Source organism: Pseudoalteromonas sp. US3C1004 (genome assembly GCF_048401065.1).
Classification (GTDB): Bacteria; Pseudomonadota; Gammaproteobacteria; order Enterobacterales; family Alteromonadaceae; genus Pseudoalteromonas; species Pseudoalteromonas undina.
In genome coordinates, this window is record NZ_CP183073.1 from 282,595 (window position 1) to 303,268 (window position 20,674).

26 protein-coding genes and 3 tRNA genes are annotated in these 20,674 nt (G+C 40.3%); 13 read left to right on the forward strand and 16 right to left on the reverse strand.

The window, feature by feature from the left end; genetic code table 11:
- Nucleotides 1–20 precede the first annotated feature (20 nt).
- The 4 genes from orn to ACNSN3_RS01270 all read left to right on the forward strand — a co-directional run bounded on the left by orn (nucleotide 21) and on the right by ACNSN3_RS01270 (nucleotide 1,192).
- Nucleotides 21–566 (forward strand): oligoribonuclease, encoded by a 546-nt coding sequence (gene orn, locus ACNSN3_RS01255; RefSeq protein ID WP_008115490.1) that lies wholly within the window; start codon nucleotides 21–23, stop codon nucleotides 564–566.
- Nucleotides 567–727: 161 nt separating this feature from the next.
- Nucleotides 728–803: transfer RNA gene (locus tag ACNSN3_RS01260), tRNA-Gly, on the forward strand.
- Nucleotides 804–968: 165 nt separating this feature from the next.
- Nucleotides 969–1,044 (forward strand) — tRNA-Gly (locus tag ACNSN3_RS01265).
- Nucleotides 1,045–1,116: 72 nt separating this feature from the next.
- Nucleotides 1,117–1,192, forward strand: a tRNA-Gly gene (locus ACNSN3_RS01270).
- A 191-nt stretch (nucleotides 1,193–1,383) separates the two neighbouring features.
- Here the strand turns inward: ACNSN3_RS01270 and ACNSN3_RS01275 are convergent.
- From ACNSN3_RS01275 to ACNSN3_RS01285, 3 genes are all read right to left on the reverse strand, one after another.
- The gene (locus ACNSN3_RS01275; RefSeq protein WP_138570625.1) at nucleotides 1,384–1,812 is read right to left on the reverse strand and encodes a secondary thiamine-phosphate synthase enzyme YjbQ; all 429 of its coding nucleotides are present in this window, start codon (nucleotides 1,810–1,812) and stop codon (nucleotides 1,384–1,386) included.
- Nucleotides 1,809–2,276, reverse strand: a complete 468-nt coding sequence (locus tag ACNSN3_RS01280) for a chemotaxis protein CheX (RefSeq protein WP_010390540.1) — start codon at nucleotides 2,274–2,276, stop codon at nucleotides 1,809–1,811. Before ACNSN3_RS01280 ends, ACNSN3_RS01275 begins: the two co-directional genes overlap by 4 nt.
- Before the next feature lie 63 nt (nucleotides 2,277–2,339).
- Nucleotides 2,340–2,774, reverse strand: a complete 435-nt coding sequence (locus tag ACNSN3_RS01285; RefSeq protein ID WP_008115496.1) for a transcriptional repressor — start codon at nucleotides 2,772–2,774, stop codon at nucleotides 2,340–2,342.
- A gap of 92 nt (nucleotides 2,775–2,866) precedes the next feature.
- Here ACNSN3_RS01285 and ACNSN3_RS01290 point away from each other — a divergent pair, with 92 nt between their 5' ends.
- The 8 genes from ACNSN3_RS01290 to ACNSN3_RS01325 all read left to right on the forward strand — a co-directional run bounded on the left by ACNSN3_RS01290 (nucleotide 2,867) and on the right by ACNSN3_RS01325 (nucleotide 8,396).
- Nucleotides 2,867–3,487 carry a MarC family protein gene (locus tag ACNSN3_RS01290; protein WP_008115498.1) on the forward strand — a complete coding sequence of 207 codons (621 nt, stop codon included), beginning with the start codon at nucleotides 2,867–2,869 and terminating at the stop codon, nucleotides 3,485–3,487.
- Nucleotides 3,488–3,610: 123 nt separating this feature from the next.
- Complete coding sequence (gene dusA / locus ACNSN3_RS01295; RefSeq protein ID WP_418609029.1) at nucleotides 3,611–4,543, forward strand: tRNA dihydrouridine(20/20a) synthase DusA; 933 nt, start codon at nucleotides 3,611–3,613, stop codon at nucleotides 4,541–4,543.
- A 261-nt stretch (nucleotides 4,544–4,804) separates the two neighbouring features.
- On the forward strand, nucleotides 4,805–5,485 hold the full coding sequence (locus ACNSN3_RS01300) for a PspA/IM30 family protein (RefSeq protein ID WP_418608254.1): 681 nt from the start codon (nucleotides 4,805–4,807) through the stop codon (nucleotides 5,483–5,485).
- A 10-nt stretch (nucleotides 5,486–5,495) separates the two neighbouring features.
- Entirely contained in the window at nucleotides 5,496–5,702 is a 207-nt protein-coding gene (locus ACNSN3_RS01305) for a PspC domain-containing protein (RefSeq protein WP_010390548.1), read from the forward strand.
- A gap of 10 nt (nucleotides 5,703–5,712) precedes the next feature.
- Nucleotides 5,713–6,039, forward strand: coding sequence for a hypothetical protein (locus ACNSN3_RS01310; RefSeq protein WP_010390549.1), 327 nt, complete (start codon nucleotides 5,713–5,715; stop codon nucleotides 6,037–6,039).
- Between the two features lie 78 nt (nucleotides 6,040–6,117).
- The gene (locus ACNSN3_RS01315) at nucleotides 6,118–6,627 is read left to right on the forward strand and encodes a copper chaperone PCu(A)C (RefSeq protein WP_418608257.1); all 510 of its coding nucleotides are present in this window, start codon (nucleotides 6,118–6,120) and stop codon (nucleotides 6,625–6,627) included.
- A gap of 8 nt (nucleotides 6,628–6,635) precedes the next feature.
- A complete protein-coding gene (locus tag ACNSN3_RS01320) occupies nucleotides 6,636–7,622 on the forward strand; it encodes a DUF2333 family protein (RefSeq protein WP_010390551.1) in 987 nt (328 codons plus the stop codon).
- A 3-nt stretch (nucleotides 7,623–7,625) separates the two neighbouring features.
- Complete coding sequence (locus ACNSN3_RS01325; RefSeq protein WP_054202376.1) at nucleotides 7,626–8,396, forward strand: TIGR04219 family outer membrane beta-barrel protein; 771 nt, start codon at nucleotides 7,626–7,628, stop codon at nucleotides 8,394–8,396.
- Nucleotides 8,397–8,442: 46 nt separating this feature from the next.
- Here the strand turns inward: ACNSN3_RS01325 and ACNSN3_RS01330 are convergent, their stop codons facing one another.
- Nucleotides 8,443–9,324 (reverse strand): TIGR03899 family protein, encoded by an 882-nt coding sequence (locus ACNSN3_RS01330; protein WP_418608260.1) that lies wholly within the window; start codon nucleotides 9,322–9,324, stop codon nucleotides 8,443–8,445.
- Nucleotides 9,293–9,841 (reverse strand): SRPBCC family protein, encoded by a 549-nt coding sequence (locus ACNSN3_RS01335; RefSeq protein ID WP_054202374.1) that lies wholly within the window; start codon nucleotides 9,839–9,841, stop codon nucleotides 9,293–9,295. The genes ACNSN3_RS01330 and ACNSN3_RS01335 overlap by 32 nt, the downstream gene beginning before the upstream one ends.
- Before the next feature lie 297 nt (nucleotides 9,842–10,138).
- Here ACNSN3_RS01335 and ACNSN3_RS01340 point away from each other — a divergent pair, with 297 nt between their 5' ends.
- The gene (locus tag ACNSN3_RS01340) at nucleotides 10,139–12,322 is read left to right on the forward strand and encodes a YgiQ family radical SAM protein (RefSeq protein ID WP_418608262.1); all 2,184 of its coding nucleotides are present in this window, start codon (nucleotides 10,139–10,141) and stop codon (nucleotides 12,320–12,322) included.
- A 69-nt stretch (nucleotides 12,323–12,391) separates the two neighbouring features.
- Here ACNSN3_RS01340 and mgtE read toward each other — a convergent pair whose 3' ends face one another.
- The 11 genes from mgtE to ACNSN3_RS01395 form a co-directional block, all read right to left on the reverse strand.
- Entirely contained in the window at nucleotides 12,392–13,750 is a 1,359-nt protein-coding gene (gene mgtE, locus ACNSN3_RS01345) for a magnesium transporter (protein WP_008115512.1), read from the reverse strand.
- Nucleotides 13,751–13,856: 106 nt separating this feature from the next.
- A complete protein-coding gene (locus tag ACNSN3_RS01350; RefSeq protein WP_008115514.1) occupies nucleotides 13,857–14,129 on the reverse strand; it encodes an HPr family phosphocarrier protein in 273 nt (90 codons plus the stop codon).
- Between the two features lie 17 nt (nucleotides 14,130–14,146).
- On the reverse strand, nucleotides 14,147–14,989 hold the full coding sequence (gene rapZ / locus ACNSN3_RS01355; RefSeq protein WP_010390558.1) for an RNase adapter RapZ: 843 nt from the start codon (nucleotides 14,987–14,989) through the stop codon (nucleotides 14,147–14,149).
- A 19-nt stretch (nucleotides 14,990–15,008) separates the two neighbouring features.
- On the reverse strand, nucleotides 15,009–15,461 hold the full coding sequence (gene ptsN, locus ACNSN3_RS01360; protein WP_010390560.1) for a PTS IIA-like nitrogen regulatory protein PtsN: 453 nt from the start codon (nucleotides 15,459–15,461) through the stop codon (nucleotides 15,009–15,011).
- A gap of 4 nt (nucleotides 15,462–15,465) precedes the next feature.
- Nucleotides 15,466–15,753: a ribosome hibernation promoting factor gene (hpf, locus tag ACNSN3_RS01365; protein ID WP_010390562.1), complete on the reverse strand. Its 288-nt coding sequence runs from the start codon at nucleotides 15,751–15,753 to the stop codon at nucleotides 15,466–15,468.
- Between the two features lie 26 nt (nucleotides 15,754–15,779).
- Complete coding sequence (locus ACNSN3_RS01370; protein WP_138627052.1) at nucleotides 15,780–17,279, reverse strand: RNA polymerase factor sigma-54; 1,500 nt, start codon at nucleotides 17,277–17,279, stop codon at nucleotides 15,780–15,782.
- A gap of 69 nt (nucleotides 17,280–17,348) precedes the next feature.
- On the reverse strand, nucleotides 17,349–18,074 hold the full coding sequence (lptB, locus tag ACNSN3_RS01375) for an LPS export ABC transporter ATP-binding protein (protein WP_138609041.1): 726 nt from the start codon (nucleotides 18,072–18,074) through the stop codon (nucleotides 17,349–17,351).
- Complete coding sequence (gene lptA, locus ACNSN3_RS01380) at nucleotides 18,071–18,610, reverse strand: lipopolysaccharide transport periplasmic protein LptA (protein ID WP_010390566.1); 540 nt, start codon at nucleotides 18,608–18,610, stop codon at nucleotides 18,071–18,073. Before lptA ends, lptB begins: the two co-directional genes overlap by 4 nt.
- On the reverse strand, nucleotides 18,600–19,154 hold the full coding sequence (gene lptC, locus ACNSN3_RS01385; RefSeq protein WP_010390567.1) for an LPS export ABC transporter periplasmic protein LptC: 555 nt from the start codon (nucleotides 19,152–19,154) through the stop codon (nucleotides 18,600–18,602). Before lptC ends, lptA begins: the two co-directional genes overlap by 11 nt.
- On the reverse strand, nucleotides 19,151–19,702 hold the full coding sequence (gene kdsC / locus ACNSN3_RS01390) for a 3-deoxy-manno-octulosonate-8-phosphatase KdsC (protein WP_418608267.1): 552 nt from the start codon (nucleotides 19,700–19,702) through the stop codon (nucleotides 19,151–19,153). Before kdsC ends, lptC begins: the two co-directional genes overlap by 4 nt.
- Nucleotides 19,703–20,674: a KpsF/GutQ family sugar-phosphate isomerase gene (locus ACNSN3_RS01395; RefSeq protein WP_138596631.1), complete on the reverse strand. Its 972-nt coding sequence runs from the start codon at nucleotides 20,672–20,674 to the stop codon at nucleotides 19,703–19,705. It abuts the gene before it with no gap.

A 20,674-nucleotide genomic window follows, 5' to 3' on the forward strand; every position in this document is an offset into this window, starting at 1 on the left:
AAGCACCGTTTAAGGTAATTATGACTATTAATAAATCAAATTTAATTTGGCTCGATCTGGAAATGACCGGACTTGAACCAGAGACTGACAAAATACTTGAAATTGCAACTGTTGTCACTGACGCTGATCTGAATATATTAGCCGAAGGGCCAACGATTGCCATTCATCAAAGTGATGAACTACTGGATGGCATGGATGAGTGGTGTACAACTCAGCATGGCAAATCTGGATTAACGGCTCGCTGTAAGGCAAGCACGTTTGATGAAGCTTATGCCGTGGAACAAACCCTCGCGTTTTTAAAGCAATGGGTGCCAGCGGGTGCTTCACCTATGTGTGGTAACTCGATAGGCCAAGACCGTCGCTTTATGAATAAGTATATGCGCGAGCTTGAAGATTTTTTTCATTACCGTAATTTAGATGTCAGTACTATTAAAGAACTTGCTCGTCGTTGGAAACCAGATGTGTTGGCTCAAGTGAATAAAAAAGGGTCGCATTTAGCGTTAGACGACATTAAAGATTCGATTATGGAATTAAAGGTTTACCGAGAAAAGTTTTTTAATTTATAAAAAATACTTGCAAAGCCCCCTAATTATTGTAGAATCCTGCCCCGCTTAAGACGATAACCCCCGCGGGGTTAGTGTGTTTGGGCTTAAGTTAAAGATTCAAGATGAAAGGTTAATGGAACAAGGTTCAATATTGATAGAACCTAGAACCTAGAACCTAGAGTGCGGCACTAGCTCAGTTGGTAGAGCGCGACCTTGCCAAGGTCGAGGTCACGAGTTCGAGCCTCGTGTGCCGCTCCAATTTCTCACCAAAGAAATTGGGGTAGAAATAAAGATTCAAGGTCAAAGGCGAAAAGGTTTAATTTTGGCAAAACCTAGAACCTAAAATGCGGCACTAGCTCAGTTGCCAGAATGTTGAACGCGACCCGTCGCGCACCAACGGACAAATTACTGACTATTTTGAATGCGGCACTAGCTCAGTTGGTAGAGCGCGACCTTGCCAAGGTCGAGGTCACGAGTTCGAGCCTCGTGTGCCGCTCCAATTTCTCACCAAAAGAAATTGTGGTTCAATTTAAAAAGTTAAAATTGATAGAATCTAGAATCTACATATAATGCGGTACTAGCTCAGTTGGTAGAGCGCGACCTTGCCAAGGTCGAGGTCACGAGTTCGAGCCTCGTGTACCGCTCCAATCTTATTTACTTTCCAGATATTCATTCTCAAATAGCAAACAATGACCCATACGCGAATCACTATAAATTTAATTTATGTAACTTTTTTAAAGTGTTCAATGTGTGAGAGTGACCTATGTTGTAAAACCTAAAACCTAAAACCTAAAACCTAAAACCTAAAACCTAAAACCTAAAACCTAAAACCTAAAACCTAAAACTTTTCGCCTTGCAAAGTTGCAATAATGTGCCTTGAACCACCATGATCACGGTGCTCACCTAAGTATATTCCTTGCCAAGTTCCTAGTGCTAACTGACCATGGCTAATAGGTATAGTTAACTGGCAACCTAAGGTACTGGTTTTTATATGGGCAGGCATATCATCATCGCCCTCATAGTCATGACGGTAATAAGGCTGGCGCTCTGGAACAAATTGATTAAAGTGGCTTTCCATATCCATACGCACGGTAGGATCGGCATTTTCATTAATGGTTAAGCTGGCTGAGGTGTGTTGAATAAATAAGTGTAATAAACCAACTTTAAATTGGCTTATTTGTGGGAGTTGATTGAGTATGTCGTTATCAATTAAATGAAAGCCCCGCGAGCGAGGCTTTAATGTAATTGTGGTTTGCGACCAGCTCATAGCTTATCAAAACTCACTTCAATATTGGCATTACCTGCGTCACTGGTAAACGGCATAAGAATTTTTTTGCCGTCACTTTTGTGAGTAATAGTGTGGTTTTTACCAGACACAACAATGGGTGTTGCCATGGCAAAATCATAGCCTTTTTCACCTAATAAATTCTTAGCACCACCGGTAACCATATTAGTTATTTCACCGACCATGTCGGTTACCTCTTCATTTATGTCGTCTGGTCGTTCGCCTAACATTCGTTCCATAATGGTCAGCGCTAAACCTTCGTCGAAGGTAATTGAAAATGAACCGCGAGTTTGAGGGCCAACCATACCAATTAATCCCGATACATCACCACAGGCTATCTCATCTGTTTTAATGCGTGGCTTGCCTGGTTTTAACTGAGTTTGAGCCATAGTGCTCAATACATTCATCAAAGAAGCTAAAAAGGGATTAATGAACTCTACATTCATATTAGATGTCCTTAAATTGGTACTGATAAAGGTTATACGCAAAGTATAGCTATAGTCGCTTATCTATGCTCGGCAAGAGTCACATTTACCATGTGCTTCTATTGTTTGCCCGGAAACTACAAAGCCACTTTCGGCTGCTAAGTTATTGAGCTCATGTGAAATTACTGTTGAGTGCAGCTCTTTAACAAAACCGCAGCTATCACAAATTAATAGCTGAACAGGATGAATATGATCAAAATGATGACACAGCATAAATGCATTGGTGCTTTCAATTTTATGAATAAAACCGAGTTCGGCTAAAAAGTCTAAAGCACGATAAATTGTTGCAGGTTTAGCACCTGTTTCAGTGACTTTCAATTGCTCAAGTAAATCGTACGCCCCCACACCACCTTGGGCACTGGCCAATAAACGAAATACCTTCTCGCGAATTGGTGTGAATCGCGCACCACGGTTGTCGCACACTTGTTTTGCTTTACTTACGAGTGATTCTATATTCATCTTCTCTCATCCTTACGCTGCCGTGATATACTAACATACTGTATTGTAGTTGCAGCGTTTTATTAACCGATTTAGTGAAAAGGTACTCATTAATGCATGAACTATTAGCTATATTTATTTTCTTTTTTGCGGTTATCGATCCAATTGGCACAATCCCAGTTTTTATCGCCGTAACTCGTGGAGATGACGACAAGTTTAAGCGTAAAGTGATTTTTAAAGCCGTGGGTGTGTCTGCTTTAGTGCTGTTATTTTTTGTAGTTGCTGGCGAGCAATTACTGAATGTGATTGAGATCCCGCTCTCGGCATTTCAAATAGCGGGTGGTTTAATTTTATTAATTTTTGCACTCTCCATGACCTTTGGTGAAAGCAAGCCTGAAGCTGAAATTAAAAGTGTTAGAGACAGCACTGAAACCGCTATTTTTCCGCTCGCTATCCCATCAATAGCCAGTCCCGGTGCCATGTTAGGTGCGGTATTAATGACACGCAATGAGGAATATACCTGGGTTGAACAAATGATTACCTCATCAATGATGTTAGCTGTTTTAGTGGTGGTACTGATTTTGTTATTACTTGCTACGCATGTACATAAAATAATAGGTGATAGCGGGGCGAGTATTATTAGTCGAATTATGGGGTTAATTTTAAGCTCAGTCGCGGTGACTAATATTTTAAACGGTATTGCACAATACTTTGGCTTGCAAGTGTTTGCTTAATATTGCTGCGCATAGGGCTTTTGTGTAAAATGCAGCGCCGTTTAAGCTGTGCTTAAATTATAAATTTTTGAGGATCACATTTTGGATAAACGTACTTTAAATCGACGCTTTAGCGTGGCACCCATGCTTGATTGGACTGATCGCCACTGTCGTACGTTTCATCGTAAAATGACAAAACACACCGTGCTCTACACTGAGATGATCACAACTGGCGCTATTTTATTCGGTCGTGGTGACTACTTGCATTTTAATCAGCACGAAGGCCCTGTGGCATTGCAATTAGGTGGATCAGACCCGCAAGCGCTAGCACAGTGTGCCAAGCTTGCTGGAGAGCGCGGTTATGATGAAATAAACCTTAATGTAGGTTGTCCGTCAGATCGTGTGCAAAATGGACGTTTTGGTGCCTGTTTAATGGCCGAGCCTAATTTAGTTGCAGAGTGTGTTGCTGCAATGAAAAGTGAAGTTAATATTCCGGTTACAGTTAAAACTCGTATTGGTATTGATGAGCTAGATTCTTATGAATTTTTATGTGCTTTGATAGAGGCTTCACATAAAGTTGGCTGTGATGACTTTATTATTCATGCGCGCAAAGCATGGCTAAAAGGATTGAGCCCGAAAGAAAATCGCGAAGTTCCTGAGCTTAACTACCCCCGAGTTTATCAGCTTAAAAAAGATTACCCTCAACTTGATTTAAGTATTAACGGTGGTGTTAAAACCATTGAGCAAAGTCTTGAGCATTTACAGTACATAGATGGGGTTATGGTGGGCCGAGAGGCTTACAGTAATCCATTTATGCTTAATGAAGTAGATGAAAAAATTTATGGTGATGCGGCTAATACTCAGTCTCGACATGATGTTGTACGCTCTATGTATGATTATATTGAAGAAGAGATGCGTTTAGGGGCTAATTTTTGGCATGTTGCACGCCACATGCTGGGTATTTTTCAGGGGCAACCCGGTGCGCGTGGCTTTAGACGCCACTTATCTGAAAATGGTCATGGTAAGCAAGCTGATTTAAGTGTTATGGATAAAGCGTTAAGTTACGTACCCGAGTAATGCCAATTTAATGCAATTGGCATAACAGATACTCTTTATAGAAAAAGTCACCTCAGGTGGCTTTTTTTGATCCCAAATTTTAGTCAAAAATGTAATTTATTAGCCAATTCGACTTAATTTCATTCAGTGACTAGTCATTAACTCACCCGTCAAAAATAATTTAAATTATTGATATTTAATGAAAATAAAAGAATCTTAAGTTGTTGGCATAACTCTTGGAATCCTGTTGATGTATAAATAAAAAATCATCAGGAGAATAACATGGGTATATTTAATCGCGTAAACGACGTCATTCAAGCAAATATCGTAGCTATGCTTGATAAAGCAGAAGATTCAGAAAAACTACTTAATTTGATGCTGACCGAAATGCAGGAGGCGCTTAATGAGTGTCGTAGCACCGCGGCGGCATTATTATGTGAAGAAAAAAATATTAAACGTCAAATAAGCAATAAACAACAAGCGCTCACAAATTGGCAATTAAAGGCCGAACATGCCATTGCAAAAAATCGTGACGATTTAGCTAAATCAGCACTAGCTGAAAAACACAATGTTGAAAAAAACATAGAATGCTTACAAACACAGCTTGAGACATTGCAGCAATCAATTGTAAAAATCACAGAGGACTGTGAGCGCCTACAGCAAAAAATGACACAGGCTAAAGCAAAGCAAGCACAACTTGTAAAGCGTGAAAATGTGGTTGAGGCAAGAGCTAAGATAAATACTCAGCTGCAGAGCGATAAAGTGGCCACTGCTTTATCACGATTTGAGCAAATTGAGCGTCGTGTTGAGAGTGTTGAATCGCAGGTCGAAGCATATGAGCTGACAGATACAGCGAGCAATACTGCGACGCAAATTGAGTCACTGGTTAAAAACGAAAAAATTGATGCAGAACTGGCAAGTTTAAAAGCGAGTTTAAATACTGCTAACAAACAAACAGCCTAAGGAGATTGTTATGAATAATTTTAATACGCATCGTCGTTGGTATAAAAATACGCTTAACAAAAAAATATCAGGTGTCTGTAGTGGGTTAGCCTACCGATTAGACTTTCCGGTATGGTCTACTCGTTTAGTCACCGTTTTATTATTTTTAAGTTTTCCGTTTGCAGTAGCGCTAGGTTATTTAATTGCGCACTGTTGTCTTGAAGAAAAAGCAGTGTAAGGGGAACGACATGAAAACTCTCGCCGTATGCCTACTTATTGTTACATTATTTTTGATTAATAGCGGCTCGATAATTCATTTTGATGTATGGCAATTTCCGTTGTGGATCTCAGATATTAGTTGGACTGGTATAGAGCTCATTGGGGCGTTAATCGCCATTATAGTTGTTATTGCGATTGCAGCTTTGGTAACTATGGGGCTTGTTGGCGCGGCGATGGTGGCACTGGCTGGAACGATATTAGCCTTTTTATTCGGATCACTGATGATTGCTTGGCCATTATTGTTTGTGGCAGGGTTGTGTTGGTTAATCGCAGATAACAAAAAAGTGGCTTCTTAAACTTAAATTAGCTGCCTAATATTAGGGAATTATGATAAATTTGGACTATATTTTTATGTTTTAACAAGGATTTTACTGATGATTAAACAATGTATTTTAAGTGCAAGTGCATTATTGGTGGGTGTTTTTTCGTCTTCGTTATTGGCGCACGAAGGGCATGAACACGATAGTGTTGTTGCGCAATTACAAGTAACAAATGCGCAAGTAAGAGAGTTTTTACCTGCCACTAAAGCCAGCGTGGGTTATTTTAGTATTGAAAACCACAGTAATGTACCGGCAACACTCACAAGAGCGACCATAGATGGTTTAGGTCGTGTTGAGATCCATGAGCACGTCCACGCTGATGGTATGATGAAAATGCAAAAAGTAGAATCATTGCTTATTAAAGCTCACCAGCAACTCGATTTTAAGCCTGGAAGCTACCATTTAATGGTGTTTGAACCACAAGAGCCGTTAAAAGTAGGTCAAGAACGCAAACTCACGCTATATTTTGAAGACGGGAATCGAGTATTCACCAATGCGAAAGTAGTTTCGCTTGCATCGCAAGCTAAGCCGGTAAAAGCATCAAAAGATCATAGTCATCATTAGGGGGATAAATGTCACAGCATAAAGGAAAAATAATAACGGCATTGGTATTATTGTTTGTCGTATTTTACGCTATTGCAGTGTACTGGAGCATAGAGCCTGCACGTTTTGATGTGGTACAAAATGCCAAGCAGCAAGCGCAGCAACGCAGTGAAAAACCAGTAACAGGATATGTAACAACTTCAACGCTTATCACCGTCGCTGATACCCTCTTAACTAAGTCAGGCGGTTATTTATCAAATGATGTACTGCCACCGAGCGTAATAATGGACAACATGCCCGCTTGGGAGTATGGCGCGTTGGAAATGGTGCGTGATTTAGCACTATCAATGCGAAAAGATTTTAGTCGTTCACAGTCACAATCAACTGAGCACGAAGCGCTTAAAAAAGCACAGCCACAATTTAATATTAGTTCTGAAGCATGGGCATGGCCAAGTGCTGAGGGCGAATATCAGAAGGGTATTGATTACTTATTAGTTTACCGTTCTCAAATTGCGAATCAGCATGAGCGCGATAGCCAATTTTACTCACGTGCAGATAATTTACGCAGTTGGTTAAAAGAAGCTGAAAAACGCTTAGGTAGTTTAAGCCAACGTTTGAGTGCGAGTGTAGGTCAAGACAAGGTAAATACCGATTTAGCAGGCAACTCTTCAAATACACAAGCTACTTATACGCCATTACAACAACAAGTAAGAACATCGTGGTGGGAAATTGATGATGTATTTTATGAGTCTCGCGGTGCTACTTGGGCTTTACTGCATTTTTTACAAGCGGTTGAATATGATTTTGCCGAAGTACTTGATAAAAAGAACGCCCGTGTTAGTTTACAACAAATTATACGCGAGCTTGAAGCGACCCAAGAAACCGTTTGGAGCCCAATAATTTTAAACGGCAACGGATTCGGTTATGTCGCCAACCATTCACTCGTTATGGCAAATTATATCTCTAGAGCCAATGCGGCACTGATTGAACTTAGCGAATTATTAGCGCAAGGATAAAAAATGAAAAAGTATTGTATAGCAGCAGCCTTATCAATGGCATGTTTAGCACCTGTAGCACAAGCCGATACTGTATTGGGTTTGTATGTAGGGGTTGATGGTTGGAAAGCCGATAATGACGGTAGCTTTTCTGATAATAATAACGCACTACAAAACTTCAATTTTGAAGATGAGACTTTTGTTAGCTATTACGCCGCACTTGAGCATCCGGTTCCATTAGTGCCAAACTTAAAGCTAAAATACACTGAGCTTGAACTAACCGGTTCAACGCAACTTGAAGATACATTTAGCTTTAATGGCTCTGATTATATTGTTGGCACTGATGTTAATTCAGTCACTGACTTATCGCACATTGATTATATTCTGTATTATGAAATTTTTGATAACGACTTAATCTCAATTGATTTAGGTATTAATGCTAAGCAGTTTGATGGTGAGCTTGTGGTAACAGGTACATCGCAACAAGGTGGCGCTAACTTCACTGAAATTGAAGAGTTCTCAGGTGTAGTGCCTTTAGCGTATGGACGTTTCGAAGCGGGTTTACCGTTTAGTGGTTTAAGTGTTTTTGCTGAAGGCAGCTTTTTAGCTATTGATGACAGTAAAGTACGAGATTACCAAATGGGTATTGCTTGGGAGTTGATTGATAACCTAGCCGTTGATGTTGCGGTTAAAGCGGGCTACCGCTCTATGGTTTTAGAACTTGATGATGTAGATGATATTAATACTGATATTGATGCATCAGGCCCATTTGCGGGCATACAGGTTCATTTTTAAGCGCCGATTAGTTTAATGAAAAGCCACCTTGTGTGGCTTTTTTTAGTTATTTTGAAGTGTGCCACACTAATTCAAACTCCCCTTCAAATGCTGCACCAATTAACTGTTTGTACACTTTATTAATTGGGTAATTCATTAGTCTAAACAGTTCATCACCAGTTTGGGTAAACTTATAATAGCTTAGTACTAAGTCGTTACTTTTTGCTTTTAAAGTTAGTTTTTGAGTTAAAAAGGAGAGGGTGATCTCTTGTCCTGCTTTTAATGCAGCGGATTCAATCTCTTTGCGATAAAGCAAGTTTAAGTCCATTAAGGTCAATACATCAGGAAAGCTCACACCGCTTTTACCTATGCTTAATGACACTTTATTTCCCTTGCCTAATAAATCAAATAACGAGGGCTTTTTGTAATAACCTAAAAATATTAGGTGACTACTATCCTTTTCGTTATACCCTGAAATAGACACACACTTTCTTAATGAATCCGCTTCGCGCTGGGTCATATGTTTGAGGGTTTGTAAGCTTTTTATAGAAAAAGTACCTGGGCTAATGGTTTCGCCAGTAAAAATTTTTGCCCACAATGTTTGCATTGATTGATTTGAGGTATCTTCACACAAGGCAATAAAGTGCTCTACCCAATCGGCATCAGGCTGTTTAGCGCAGGCTACATCAGGACAAAACTCCATTGCCAAGGCTAAAATAGTCTCGATATTTTGTTGTTGTTTTATTAGCAGTAGATCTTGTCTTTTTTGTGCTCGAGCTAACACTGAATGCTCGCTATTAATACGATAAAGTGACTTTGCTTTACCCTGGGTATTATAGGTTTTTTCATCAGCTGCAGGCATATTACTCACTTTTGTGACCGAGTAACCTAACAGTGACTCAATAATATTGGCAAGTTTAATTCTGGCTTGTGCGGTTTTGACTGTCATGGCTTTCCATTATTGCTTGTGCATCACTGAGTTGGGCTACCGTCTTTAGGTTATTTAGCCCTAAGGTGACTATATTACTTAATATATTTTCAGCAAATATAGCAACATAGCCAGATATAAGCGGCACAGTTGCTTGTCCTTCTATATGCCAGGTTACAGTTTTTGCATGTGGGCTAAATAGTAATCGGCTAGTAATAATATGTTCTTGATTAAATAATACATTAAATACAACTTCATTGGCGCTTAATGAAGTGATTGTCATTTCGCCTTGCCCCCACTTTCCTTGCCAAGATTGATAGGCTCCCGCACCAGCACTAGGTTCACCAATACTAAATTCAATATTGGGATCTATTTGCTGCCACGGCGACCATTTGTACCACTGAGTAAAATCTTCCACTAATGACTTTATAACAGGAGGGCGGGCATTTATTTTAATGCTTTTTTGCACGTGATAGTTTTGTGGTAAAAGTAATCCCACTACAACAAACGCCAACAGTAAGATGGCTGAAAACTGCATTAATTGTTTAAGTAGTTTAATAGGTATGCCTCATTGGTTTTAATATTACAGCGTCTATGAATTATTAATAATCACAGCTTATTTAATAGTTTAGCCTAGAGTCGATCATTTTTATCTAGTTTATCTACTTTAAATAAATCTAAAAGCAGACATTAGCAGTAATCAGCTTAGATGATTTGTCTGTTTTAGTTGCGATAAAGGCAAACAATTTTTAATCAGTGCTTTCATTTTGTGCTATATCAACGTGGATGTCGATAGGGTATAATTCGCGCCTTTTGTTATTGAACGGCCAATTTTATGAGCACATTAAAAGCTGATCGCGGCTTATTCTCATACCCTAAGTATTGGGCTGAGTGTTATGGCACAGCCCCATTTTTACCAACAACACGCGAAGAAATGGACGCGCTTGGCTGGGATAGCTGCGATATTATTATTATTAGCGGTGATGCTTATGTAGACCATCCTAGTTTTGGGATGGCCGTAATTGGCCGTGTGCTTGAAGCGCAGGGGTTTAGAGTGGGCATTATTGCTCAGCCTGATTGGAACTCTAAAGATGCCTTTATGGCACTGGGTAAGCCTAACTTATTTTTTGGTATTACAGCCGGTAACATGGATTCGATGATCAATCGTTACACCGCTGAAAAACGAATGCGCCATGATGATGCTTACACACCGGGAAATGTAGGTGGCAAACGCCCCGATCGCGCCGTGATCATATACTCGCAACGTTGTCGTGAAGCCTATAAAGATGTGCCACTCGTTTTAGGGGGCATTGAAGCCAGCTTGCGTCGTATTGCTCATTACGACTATTGGCAAGAAAAAGTACGTCGTAGCGTATTATTTGACGCTAAAGGCGATATTTTAATTTATGGTAATGCCGAACGTCCATTGGTTGAAGTAGCGCACCGTATCGCTGCAGGTGAAACCATGGATACGATACAAGATGTGAGAGGCACGGCGGTTATTCGTAAAGAGCCTTTATCCGGTTGGCGTGGCAGTGATTCAACAGCCATTGATAAAATTGGTAAAATAGACCCTATTCCTAATCCTTATGGTGCGGATGATGTGGGTTGTGCTAAATCAGAATTTAAGCAAGCGGGTATTGATTTAAAAGCCGAAGCTGCAAAACCAATTATCATCCAACCTGCGCGTCCTAAGCCATGGGAAAAAACTTACGTTAAGTTACCCGCTTTTGAGCAGGTCAGTGTTAATAAACCATTGTATGCCCATGCATCGCGTATTTTACACCAAGAAACCAACCCTGGTTGTGCAAGAGCGTTGTTTCAGCGTCATGGCGATCGCTCTATTTGGGTGAATCCGCCAGCCTATCCACTTGAAACCCAAGAAATGGATGATGTGTTTGGTTTACCGTATCAGCGTATTCCGCACCCAAGTTATGGCGACGACAAAATCCCTGCTTACGATATGATTAAAACGTCGGTAAACATAATGCGCGGTTGTTTTGGCGGCTGTTCGTTCTGTTCTATTACTGAGCATGAAGGGCGAATAATTCAAAGCCGATCTCAAGAATCAATTATTGAAGAGATTGAGCAAATTAGAGATAAAGTGCCAGGCTTTACTGGGGTTATTTCTGATTTAGGCGGACCAACCGCAAATATGTACAAACTGCGTTGTACCAGTAAAAAAGCAGAGAGTACCTGTCGCCGCTTGTCGTGTGTGTATCCTGATATTTGTAAGCATATGGATACTGATCATACCCCGACTATCGATTTATATAAAAAGGCGCGTGAGGTTAAAGGGATCAAAAAGATCTTAATTGCTTCAGGTGTGCGTTATGACCTTGCCGTACGTGATCCTCGTTACGTTAAAGAGTTAGTAACTCATCATGTTGGTGGGTATTTAAAAATTGCACCAGAGCACACTGAAGATGGCCCATTATCTAAGATGATGAAGCCGGGTATGGGTGCTTACGATGAATTTAAAGCGCTATTTGATAAGTACTCTAAAGAAGCGGGTAAAAAGCAGTATTTAATTCCATACTTTATTTCTGCTCACCCAGGGACTAAAGACGAAGACATGGTTAATATGGCTTTGTGGCTGAAATCGAATGACTTTAAGCTTGATCAAGTGCAAAACTTTTATCCGTCACCGATGGCTAATGCGACCACCATTTATCATACTGAAATGAACTCGCTACGCAATATTAAAAATAATACTGAGCAAGTTGCGGTGCCAAAGGGCGCGCGCCAGCGTCGTTTGCATAAAGCAATTTTACGTTACCATGATCCTGCCGGTTGGCCAATGATCCGTGAAGCCCTTCGTAACATGGGCAAAGCTAAACTCATTGGTAAAGGTCCAAATTGTTTAGTGCCAGAAGAAGGCAGAGATGAAAGGCAAGCCAAAGGCGGTAAAGGTAACAAGGGCGGTCGCCCTGCGCTTACTCGTCATACTGGCTTTAGTCAGTTTAAAAAAGCCAACACTAAACCTAAGGTGGGCGGTAATCGCCAGCGCGCAAGGTAAAGTAATTATCGGCTTAAACAAAAACACCGCGTATTGACGCGGTGTTTTTGTTTATAAAAAGATTAGAGCCTAAATCAATAACCAAGTTGCAGTTCCTAAAAAGGCAAATATACCAACAATATCAGTTACTGTGGTTAGTACCACACTGCCTGCCAGTGCTGGATCTATTTTCATTTTTTTTAGCAATAGTGGGATACTAGCACCCGCAATACCTGCTGCAACTAAATTCATAAACATAGCAAACGCTAAAACACCACCGAGTTTGAAATCCCATTGCCAAAGCGCAACGACACCGGCAATTAGGATAGACCAAACCATACCGTTAATTGCGCCGATAGCGAGTTCTTTTAATAATAAAAAACGTTGGTTAGTTTGGTTGATATGACCCACCGCGATACCGCGAATAACCAAAGTTAAGGTTTGGCTGCCTGCAACCCCACCCATTGACGGGACAATGCCATTGAGCACAGCAAGAATTGGTAATATAGCTAAGGTGTTTTCGAAAAAGCTCGCCACAATTGCAGCCAGCAATGCAGTTAGTAAGTTTACACCTAGCCAAATTGAGCGCTTTTTAGAGCTTTTTAAGACCGGCGCAAAGGTATCTTCTTCATCATCAAGACCCGCTAAGCTTAATAAGCTATGCTCTGCATCTTCACGGATAACATCAACGATATCATCAATAGTAATACGACCAAGCAAATGCGCGTTGTCATCGACAACTGGTGCCGATATCCAGTTATGCCGTTCAAATAGTTGCGCTACTTCGCTTTCATCCATTGAAATAGGAATAGATTCACACTCTTCATCCATTAAATCCTGAACAATTTTTTCAGGGGGATTAGTTAATAAAGTGCTCAGCGATAAGGCGCCTAAAAAACAGTTATGTTTATCTACAACGTATAAGTCATCGGTGCCCTCTGGCAGTTCACCGCGTAAGCGAATATAACGTAGTACAACATCTAGAGTTACATCAGGGCGAATAGTTACGGTATCTATATTCATCAAGGCGCCAGCAGAGCGCTCTTGGTAAGATAGAGCTTGTGTTGCACGCTCTCTATCTTGAATATCCATAGCGCTAACAACGTCTTTATATACGGTGTCTGGTAGGCTACGTAGTACTTCCCCTAAATCATCATGGCCCATGTCTTCTGTTGCAGCAGCAATGTGCTCAGGTGCCATTTGCGCAATAATGCCCAAACGTACGTCTTCAGAGAGCTCTTCAAGTACATCACCCTGTACATCAGGATCAACCAGTTGCCAGAGCATACGACGAATTTTATGGGGAGATGATTCTAAAAGAAGTGCGGTATCACAAGGTGCCGTTTTTGCTAGCATGCGCCTAACTTGAACAAATTGACCACTATTTAGTGACTTAGTCACCTGTTTTAGTTGTTGTAGTGGAATATCTTGTTCTAAAGCTTCAGGCATTGGCGTCCTTAATTAAATTTTATTACACGATGATGGGGTATCGCTTTATCTTACTTTATATCAGTAAACTACCTCAACCACTATTAACCTTAGCTTATAAGCAGGATTACTCTTGCTCATTAAATCGTTGGTCAATGAGCTCACCAATTGCATTAAGTGCAGGCTCTGCGTCAGGGCCTTCACATACTACCTTAACTTCTTTGCCTTGACTGCTTTCGAGTAACATAAGTGCTAATACACTGTCGCCAGCGGCTTGTTTATCGTCTTGAAATAACGTGATTGAGGCATCAAATTGCACAGAAAGCTGTGCCAGTACAGTGGCCGCTCTGGCATGCAGGCCTAACTTGTTTTTTATTAAAAATGTGTTTTCTAACCGCATTAATATTCTCTCAAGCTTTATTCTTGTTCTCGATGGCGAATTTTTACATTAGGATGACTCATTGCAAAGCTTTCACCTATAGTTTGCGCTAAATAAACTGAGCGGTGTTGCCCTCCGGTACAGCCTATAGCTATGGTCAAATAGCTGCGGTTATTTCTTTCTAAATGAGGCAGCCATGTTTGCACGAATGTTTGAATTTGCCATGTAAATTTTTGTACTATGCTGTGGCTGGCTAGGTAGTCTTTTACTGGTTGATCTAACCCTGTGAGTGGCTTAAGTTCAGGCTCCCAATGCGGGTTTGGTAAAAAGCGAGCGTCAAATACATAATCTGCTTCTTTGGGTATACCGTGCTTAAAACCAAATGACTCAAAGGTAATGATCAGTTGTTTGTCTTTTTTACCGAGTATTTTTTCACGAATAGATTCAGCCAGCTGATGCACACTTAAATCCGTAGTATCAATCATATAATCGGCACGGTTAATGAGTACATCAAGGAGTTGTTTTTCTTTTTTTATTGCTAAATCAAGTGGTAGTGAATCAATAGAAAGAGGATGAAGACGCCGTGTTTCTGAAAAACGTTTAATTAAGGTTTGATCGTCACTGTCTAAATAAAACACCGTTGGCTTAGTGAAACCAGGTAAATATTCAATGATTTCATTAAACTGTTGCTGCTCTTTAGGTAAATTACGCACATCAACACTTACGGCTATTTTGTTGTAGCTGTCGGAAACACTACGAACAAGAGATGGCAATAAATTTAAAGGAATATTATCTACACAATAATAACCTAAATCCTCAACAACACGCAGCGCAACAGATTTACCAGAACCTGAGCGACCACTTATAATTATTAATTCCATTTATCACCCTTAATTGTTACTACGGTTGACTTACAATTACTTGATACAGCTCATTGTCGGATTTTGCCGCTCGTAATTGCTTACAAAATTCTTTATCGTTGAGCTTTTCTGCTATAGTGGCTAAGGTTTTTAAATGCTGCTTATTGTCACCATCAGGTACAATTAAGGCAACAAAAATGTCGACCGGTCTGTTATCTATCGCATCAAAATTAATAGCCGTTTCGCTCACTAATATAAGTGCAAGAGGCTCTTGTACACCACTCATACGACCATGAGGAATTGCAATTCCTCGACCTATACCTGTACTCCCCAGTTTTTCTCTGGCGGTTAACGCGTTAAGAATATCTTGTTGTGTTAAATAGGGCAGTTTATTGTGAGCCAATTCACTGATAAATTCTAAAATTCTTTTTTTACTATTAAAAAGGACCGCAGCTTTACTGCAGTCCTGACAGATAAGTGAGCTTAATTTCATAGTGTTAGTGTCGAGCAAGTTTCTCTTTGTGTTTAATTACTTGACGATCTAGCTTGTCAATCAGCGAGTCTATAGCGGCATACATATCTTGATGTTCAGTTGAGGCAAAAATCTCAGCGCCACTAACATGAACGGTTGCTTCGGCTTTTTGGTTTAGTTTTTCTACATCGAGAATAACGTGCACATTCGTTATGTGATCAGTGTGCCTCTGTAACTTCGAAAATTTACTATTTACGTAGTCTCTAAGCGAGTCGGTAATATCTACATGGCGACCAGTTAAATTCAGTTGCATAAACATTTTCCTCTTTGTTGTACGCCTTAAATCAAACTTTTACGTTGATTAGACGGGGGAATAGCTAGAGATTCGCGATACTTTGCAATAGTTCTCCTTGCTACTTTAATTCCTTGCTCAGCCAATATATCTGCAATTTTACTATCACTCAATGGTTTAGCTGAGTTTTCTGCAGCGATTAATTTTTTAATTAATGCGCGTATTGCTGTAGATGAACATTCGCCACCATTTTCAGTGCTTACATGGCTTGAAAAGAAATATTTAAGCTCAAAAATACCGCGTGGTGTGTGCATGTATTTTTGCGTAGTAACACGTGAAATAGTCGATTCGTGCATTTCTACCATTTCGGCCACGTCATTAAGTACCATAGGCTTCATCGCCTCAGGACCATGTTCAAAAAAGGCCTGTTGTTGCTGCACAATACAGTTAGTTACTTTAAGCAGTGTGTCGTTTCTACTTTCTAAGCTTTTTATAAACCATTTAGCTTCTTGTAAGTGTGAGCGAATAAACTGGCTATCGCCGCTTGATTTCACCGTACGCGACATAGCTGCATATTGGCTGTTTACCCTAATTTTAGGCATGCTATCTGGGTTTAGTTCAACCACCCAACGGCCTTTCACTTTTTTAACCGACACATCAGGAATAACGTACTCAGACTCTTCTCTAACAATAGTGTCTGCCGGTTTGGGACTAAGAGTATGAATTAACGTCATGACTTCTTTAAGCTCATCTTCTTTGAGCTTAGTTTTTTTCATTAATGTGCGATAATCACGCGCAGCCAGTAAATCAATGTGATCAGTTAAGATCATTTTTGTTTCGTTTAAAAAAGGCGTGTCTTGATCAAACTGATTCAATTGAATACACAAACACTCTTGTAAACTACGCGCGGCTATTCCTACCGGATCAAATAGCTGAATACGCTTTAAAACGGCTTCTATTTCATCAAGTTCAACTTCATCTTCTATGTCGTTTTCTTGATTAAAACTTTCTAATATTTCTTCACAGCTAAGGGTTAAAATGCCCGAATCGTCCACGGCTTCTACGATTGCAATCGCGATGGCTTCATCTGTTGGGCTAAATGGCGTCAGTTGCAATTGCCACATTAAATATTCATGCAGCGTTTCAGTTGAAGAGCCTTGATAAATTGATTCATCTTCAGGCATTGGTCCCGAGGAAGAGGCCGGTGCTGCGCTCATGTACTCATCCCATGTAACATCCATTGCCATATCATCGCTAATGGTGTCTTTGGTCATGGCTTCGCCGCTATCTTGCTCATATTCGCTAGGTTTTTCATCAGCTGAAGCACTTAGCGTTGATTCATCGGTATCGGCTTTTTGTTCGTTTTTACCCGCAGCATCTTCACTGTAATCTTGCTCTTCAACTTCAAGTAAGGGATTACTATCGAGTGCTTCTTGAATTTCTTGCTGGAGATCCAATGTACTGAGCTGCAATAAGCGAATTGCTTGTTGCAACTGTGGAGTCATTGTAAGTTGCTGGCCCATGCGCAGCTGTAATGATTGCCTCATTTATCTCTAACAATCCTTTTAAATTAGTATGATTAATCTTAGCAGATGCTTAGTGGAATAACACACATATTAGAGCTTGAACTGCTCGCCCAAATAAACATCGCGTACTGTTTTATCGTTTAATACATATTCTGGAGTGCCTGATGCAATTAACTCCCCATGAGAAACTATGTAGGCTTTTTCACAAACATCAAGTGTTTCGCGAACGTTGTGATCTGTGATCAATACGCCAATTCCTCGGTTTTTAAGGTGCTCTATAATCTTTTTAATATCTAATACAGAGATAGGATCAACCCCTGCAAAGGGTTCGTCTAATAGTATAAATTTAGGATTTGCTGCTAATGCTCGCGCAATTTCAACACGGCGGCGCTCCCCACCTGACAGGGCCATACCTTGGCTGTCACGAATATGTTGAATACTAAATTCATCAAGTAAATTATTTAAGGTATCTTCACGTTGCTGCTTATTAAGCTCTTTGCGTGTTTCTAAAATAGCCATTAAGTTTTGGTAGACCGTCAGCTTTCTAAAAATAGATGATTCTTGTGGTAAATATCCTATACCTAGGCGAGCTCGGCTGTGCATTGGTAATAAAGTGATATCTTGATCATCGATTGATATTTTACCTTTATCGCTCGGTACAAGGCCTACAATCATGTAAAAGGTCGTAGTTTTACCTGCGCCATTGGGGCCAAGTAAGCCGACAATGCTGCCAGCTTCAACTTCTAGGCCAACGTTTTTCACCACTTCACGGCCTTTATAGCTTTTCGCTAATAGCTCTGCTTTTAATGTGCTCATGGTTGGCCTTTATCGTCTTCTTTTTTGTTTTCAACAGGCACTAAAATAGTGTGTACACGGTCTGTTGAGTTTTCGTCTTTTTCTGCGCTAATTAACTGCTGCTCTATATCGTAGGTGATACTTTTAGCAGTTATTTTTTGACCTGCTTGAGCAATACTGGCATCGCCGATTAAGGTTAAAAAACGTTGCGAAACATCGTAACGCACTTCATTCGCACTGGCACTCATGATGGTGCCATCTGCTTGTGTTTCTTCAAAATATGCAGGGCTGCCTGTGGCAATTAATAATTGCTTGTTATCGCCTAAGTCATCGCGTTTATGCACTTCTAAACGGTCAGCTGTGATACGGCGATTACCATGAATAATTTCAACATTTTTCTCAAAAATGCCCACGTTTTCTTTTAATTGACCTTCCTGCCTGTCAGCACTAATTGAGATTTGATTAGCCGCAGGAGCTTCAGTGGTTTCCTCTGCATGGCTATGAAATGCAATCAATAATGAAGGAACAATTAGAATTTTAAATAGGTTATTGGTCATAATATAGGGTTCGCGTATGGTTAATAAGTTTAATCACTTCGGTTTTTAAATCGGCCTCAAGGCCTTTGCCTGTGATTTTTAAATTAGGTCCTGTAATAACGACAGGCTGCTCTGACTGCATAGTGAGTAGTTTTATATCTACATTGATGCTATCGGCTGTGATCGTATCGATCATGGCGTTATCGGCTAAATTTAGCGCTTTTACATTGCCCTCTAATACGAGTTGACGATCGTCGTAGAGGGTGGCCTCATCAGCGTTAATACGCCATGTTTGCTGCTCGTTGTATAACGTAAATATAGGTTTTTCAAAAAAGGTAAAACCAAGTTGTTGGTATAACTCCATTTTTACCGCAGTTACTTTGTGGCTTATTTTACCTTGCTCATTATAAGCGGTTTGTTTTAGCTCAATCGCAGTGTAATCAGGCTTAGCAATAGTTTGAGTTTGTTCATCCGCAATAATATCTACCTGAGAAAAATAAGGATACCAAAGCCAAACCATACAGCTTATGAATAAGATGCTCAGTATTATGCGAGCTACATTCATGAACTGGTTCCTTGGCTAGTAAGTGGCTTATTGTTTTCAAGCATCAGTAAATCTGTTAACTCTCTTACTGCACCAAAGCCGCCTGGCAGCTGAGTGACATAATGCGATAAACGTTTTATCAGTGGGTGGGCGTCGTTTACGGCTACTGCAAACCCGACTTTTTCCATCACTGGCATGTCAGGGCCATCGTCACCTATGTAAGCTATTTGCTCATCGCTTAGCGCTAATTTTTGTTTTAATTCTTGATAGGCAATGAGTTTGTTTTCTTGGCCTTGGTATATATGCTGTACGGTTAAATTGCTCATACGTTGTTGAACTATTTGTGAGTGACGGCCTGTGATCACGGCAACTTCAAAACCACTATTAATAAGGGCTTTAATGCCAAACCCGTCTTTGGTATTAAATGCTTTGAGTTCTTCACCTTGGTTGCCAAGATAAATACGTCCATCAGAAAACACACCATCAATATCGCAAATTAATAATTTTATTTTTTTTGCGCGCACTTTTGCATCATCACTTAACGGCTGATAAAGATCTTCAAACTGCATTTATAGCACTCCCGCTTTTAGTAAGTCTTGCATATTTAGTGCGCCAATAGGGTGATTATGCTCATTAATCACAATTAAACCATTAATACGTTTTTGTTCCATAATGTTCAGTGCTTCAGCCGCGAGCATGTCTTGTGTGGCTGTTGTACATGACTTTGTCATCACAACATTAATTTCTGTGCTGTGTATATCAATACGTTGCTCTAAAATACGGCGTAAATCACCATCGGTAAACAACCCCGATAATTGCTGATTACTATTTATAATAGCGGTCATGCCAAGCCCTTTGGCTGACATTTCAATTAAGGCGTCTTTAATGGTTTGCGTTTCATTAATAATAGGCGTGTGAATACCGCTGTGCATTACATCTTTTAAGGTTAAGAGTAAGCGTTTGCCTAAACTGCCACCTGGATGCGACAGTGCAAAATCATCAGCGGTAAAACCACGGGCTTCTAATAATGCTACCGCCATAGCATCGCCCATAGCGAGTGTTGCTGTGGTACTTGCTGTTGGCGCTAAGCCTAATGAGCAGGCTTCTTGTTCAACTTTAATACACACATGCACATTTGCCAATGTTGCCATGGTTGACGTTTCGTTGCCTGTCATAGCAATCATTTTTGCGCCAATGCGTTTTAATACCGGAATAATATTAAGCACTTCACTGGTTTCGCCAGAGTTAGATATAAGCATAACCACATCATTTGATGTAATCATACCTAAATCGCCATGACTCGCTTCACCAGGATGTACAAAAAATGCGGGGCTACCAGTACTCGCTAAAGTGGCTGCTATTTTATTACCGATATGGCCCGACTTACCCATGCCAATAACAATAATACGGCCTGAGCAGTCGTACATTAATTGGCACGCTTGATCAAAGCTTTCATTAACGTATTGTGCGATATCGCTGAGTGCTTGACGTTCTATATCAAGGACGCGCAAGCCTTGTTGAATAAAATTTAGCGTTGCCAT

Coding starts and splice junctions, on each gene's coding strand:
- orn (WP_008115490.1), top strand. CDS start 21: ATGACTATTAATAAATCAAATTTAATTTGGCTCGATCTGGAAATGACC.
- ACNSN3_RS01275 (WP_138570625.1), bottom strand. CDS start 1,812: ATGAGCTGGTCGCAAACCACAATTACATTAAAGCCTCGCTCGCGGGGC.
- ACNSN3_RS01280 (WP_010390540.1), bottom strand. CDS start 2,276: ATGAATGTAGAGTTCATTAATCCCTTTTTAGCTTCTTTGATGAATGTA.
- ACNSN3_RS01285 (WP_008115496.1), bottom strand. CDS start 2,774: ATGAATATAGAATCACTCGTAAGTAAAGCAAAACAAGTGTGCGACAAC.
- ACNSN3_RS01290 (WP_008115498.1), top strand. CDS start 2,867: ATGCATGAACTATTAGCTATATTTATTTTCTTTTTTGCGGTTATCGAT.
- dusA (WP_418609029.1), top strand. CDS start 3,611: ATGCTTGATTGGACTGATCGCCACTGTCGTACGTTTCATCGTAAAATG.
- ACNSN3_RS01300 (WP_418608254.1), top strand. CDS start 4,805: ATGGGTATATTTAATCGCGTAAACGACGTCATTCAAGCAAATATCGTA.
- ACNSN3_RS01305 (WP_010390548.1), top strand. CDS start 5,496: ATGAATAATTTTAATACGCATCGTCGTTGGTATAAAAATACGCTTAAC.
- ACNSN3_RS01310 (WP_010390549.1), top strand. CDS start 5,713: ATGAAAACTCTCGCCGTATGCCTACTTATTGTTACATTATTTTTGATT.
- ACNSN3_RS01315 (WP_418608257.1), top strand. CDS start 6,118: ATGATTAAACAATGTATTTTAAGTGCAAGTGCATTATTGGTGGGTGTT.
- ACNSN3_RS01320 (WP_010390551.1), top strand. CDS start 6,636: ATGTCACAGCATAAAGGAAAAATAATAACGGCATTGGTATTATTGTTT.
- ACNSN3_RS01325 (WP_054202376.1), top strand. CDS start 7,626: ATGAAAAAGTATTGTATAGCAGCAGCCTTATCAATGGCATGTTTAGCA.
- ACNSN3_RS01330 (WP_418608260.1), bottom strand. CDS start 9,324: ATGACAGTCAAAACCGCACAAGCCAGAATTAAACTTGCCAATATTATT.
- ACNSN3_RS01335 (WP_054202374.1), bottom strand. CDS start 9,841: ATGCAGTTTTCAGCCATCTTACTGTTGGCGTTTGTTGTAGTGGGATTA.
- ACNSN3_RS01340 (WP_418608262.1), top strand. CDS start 10,139: ATGAGCACATTAAAAGCTGATCGCGGCTTATTCTCATACCCTAAGTAT.
- mgtE (WP_008115512.1), bottom strand. CDS start 13,750: ATGCCTGAAGCTTTAGAACAAGATATTCCACTACAACAACTAAAACAG.
- ACNSN3_RS01350 (WP_008115514.1), bottom strand. CDS start 14,129: ATGCGGTTAGAAAACACATTTTTAATAAAAAACAAGTTAGGCCTGCAT.
- rapZ (WP_010390558.1), bottom strand. CDS start 14,989: ATGGAATTAATAATTATAAGTGGTCGCTCAGGTTCTGGTAAATCTGTT.
- ptsN (WP_010390560.1), bottom strand. CDS start 15,461: ATGAAATTAAGCTCACTTATCTGTCAGGACTGCAGTAAAGCTGCGGTC.
- hpf (WP_010390562.1), bottom strand. CDS start 15,753: ATGCAACTGAATTTAACTGGTCGCCATGTAGATATTACCGACTCGCTT.
- ACNSN3_RS01370 (WP_138627052.1), bottom strand. CDS start 17,279: ATGAGGCAATCATTACAGCTGCGCATGGGCCAGCAACTTACAATGACT.
- lptB (WP_138609041.1), bottom strand. CDS start 18,074: ATGAGCACATTAAAAGCAGAGCTATTAGCGAAAAGCTATAAAGGCCGT.
- lptA (WP_010390566.1), bottom strand. CDS start 18,610: ATGACCAATAACCTATTTAAAATTCTAATTGTTCCTTCATTATTGATT.
- lptC (WP_010390567.1), bottom strand. CDS start 19,154: ATGAATGTAGCTCGCATAATACTGAGCATCTTATTCATAAGCTGTATG.
- kdsC (WP_418608267.1), bottom strand. CDS start 19,702: ATGCAGTTTGAAGATCTTTATCAGCCGTTAAGTGATGATGCAAAAGTG.
- ACNSN3_RS01395 (WP_138596631.1), bottom strand. CDS start 20,674: ATGGCAACGCTAAATTTTATTCAACAAGGCTTGCGCGTCCTTGATATA.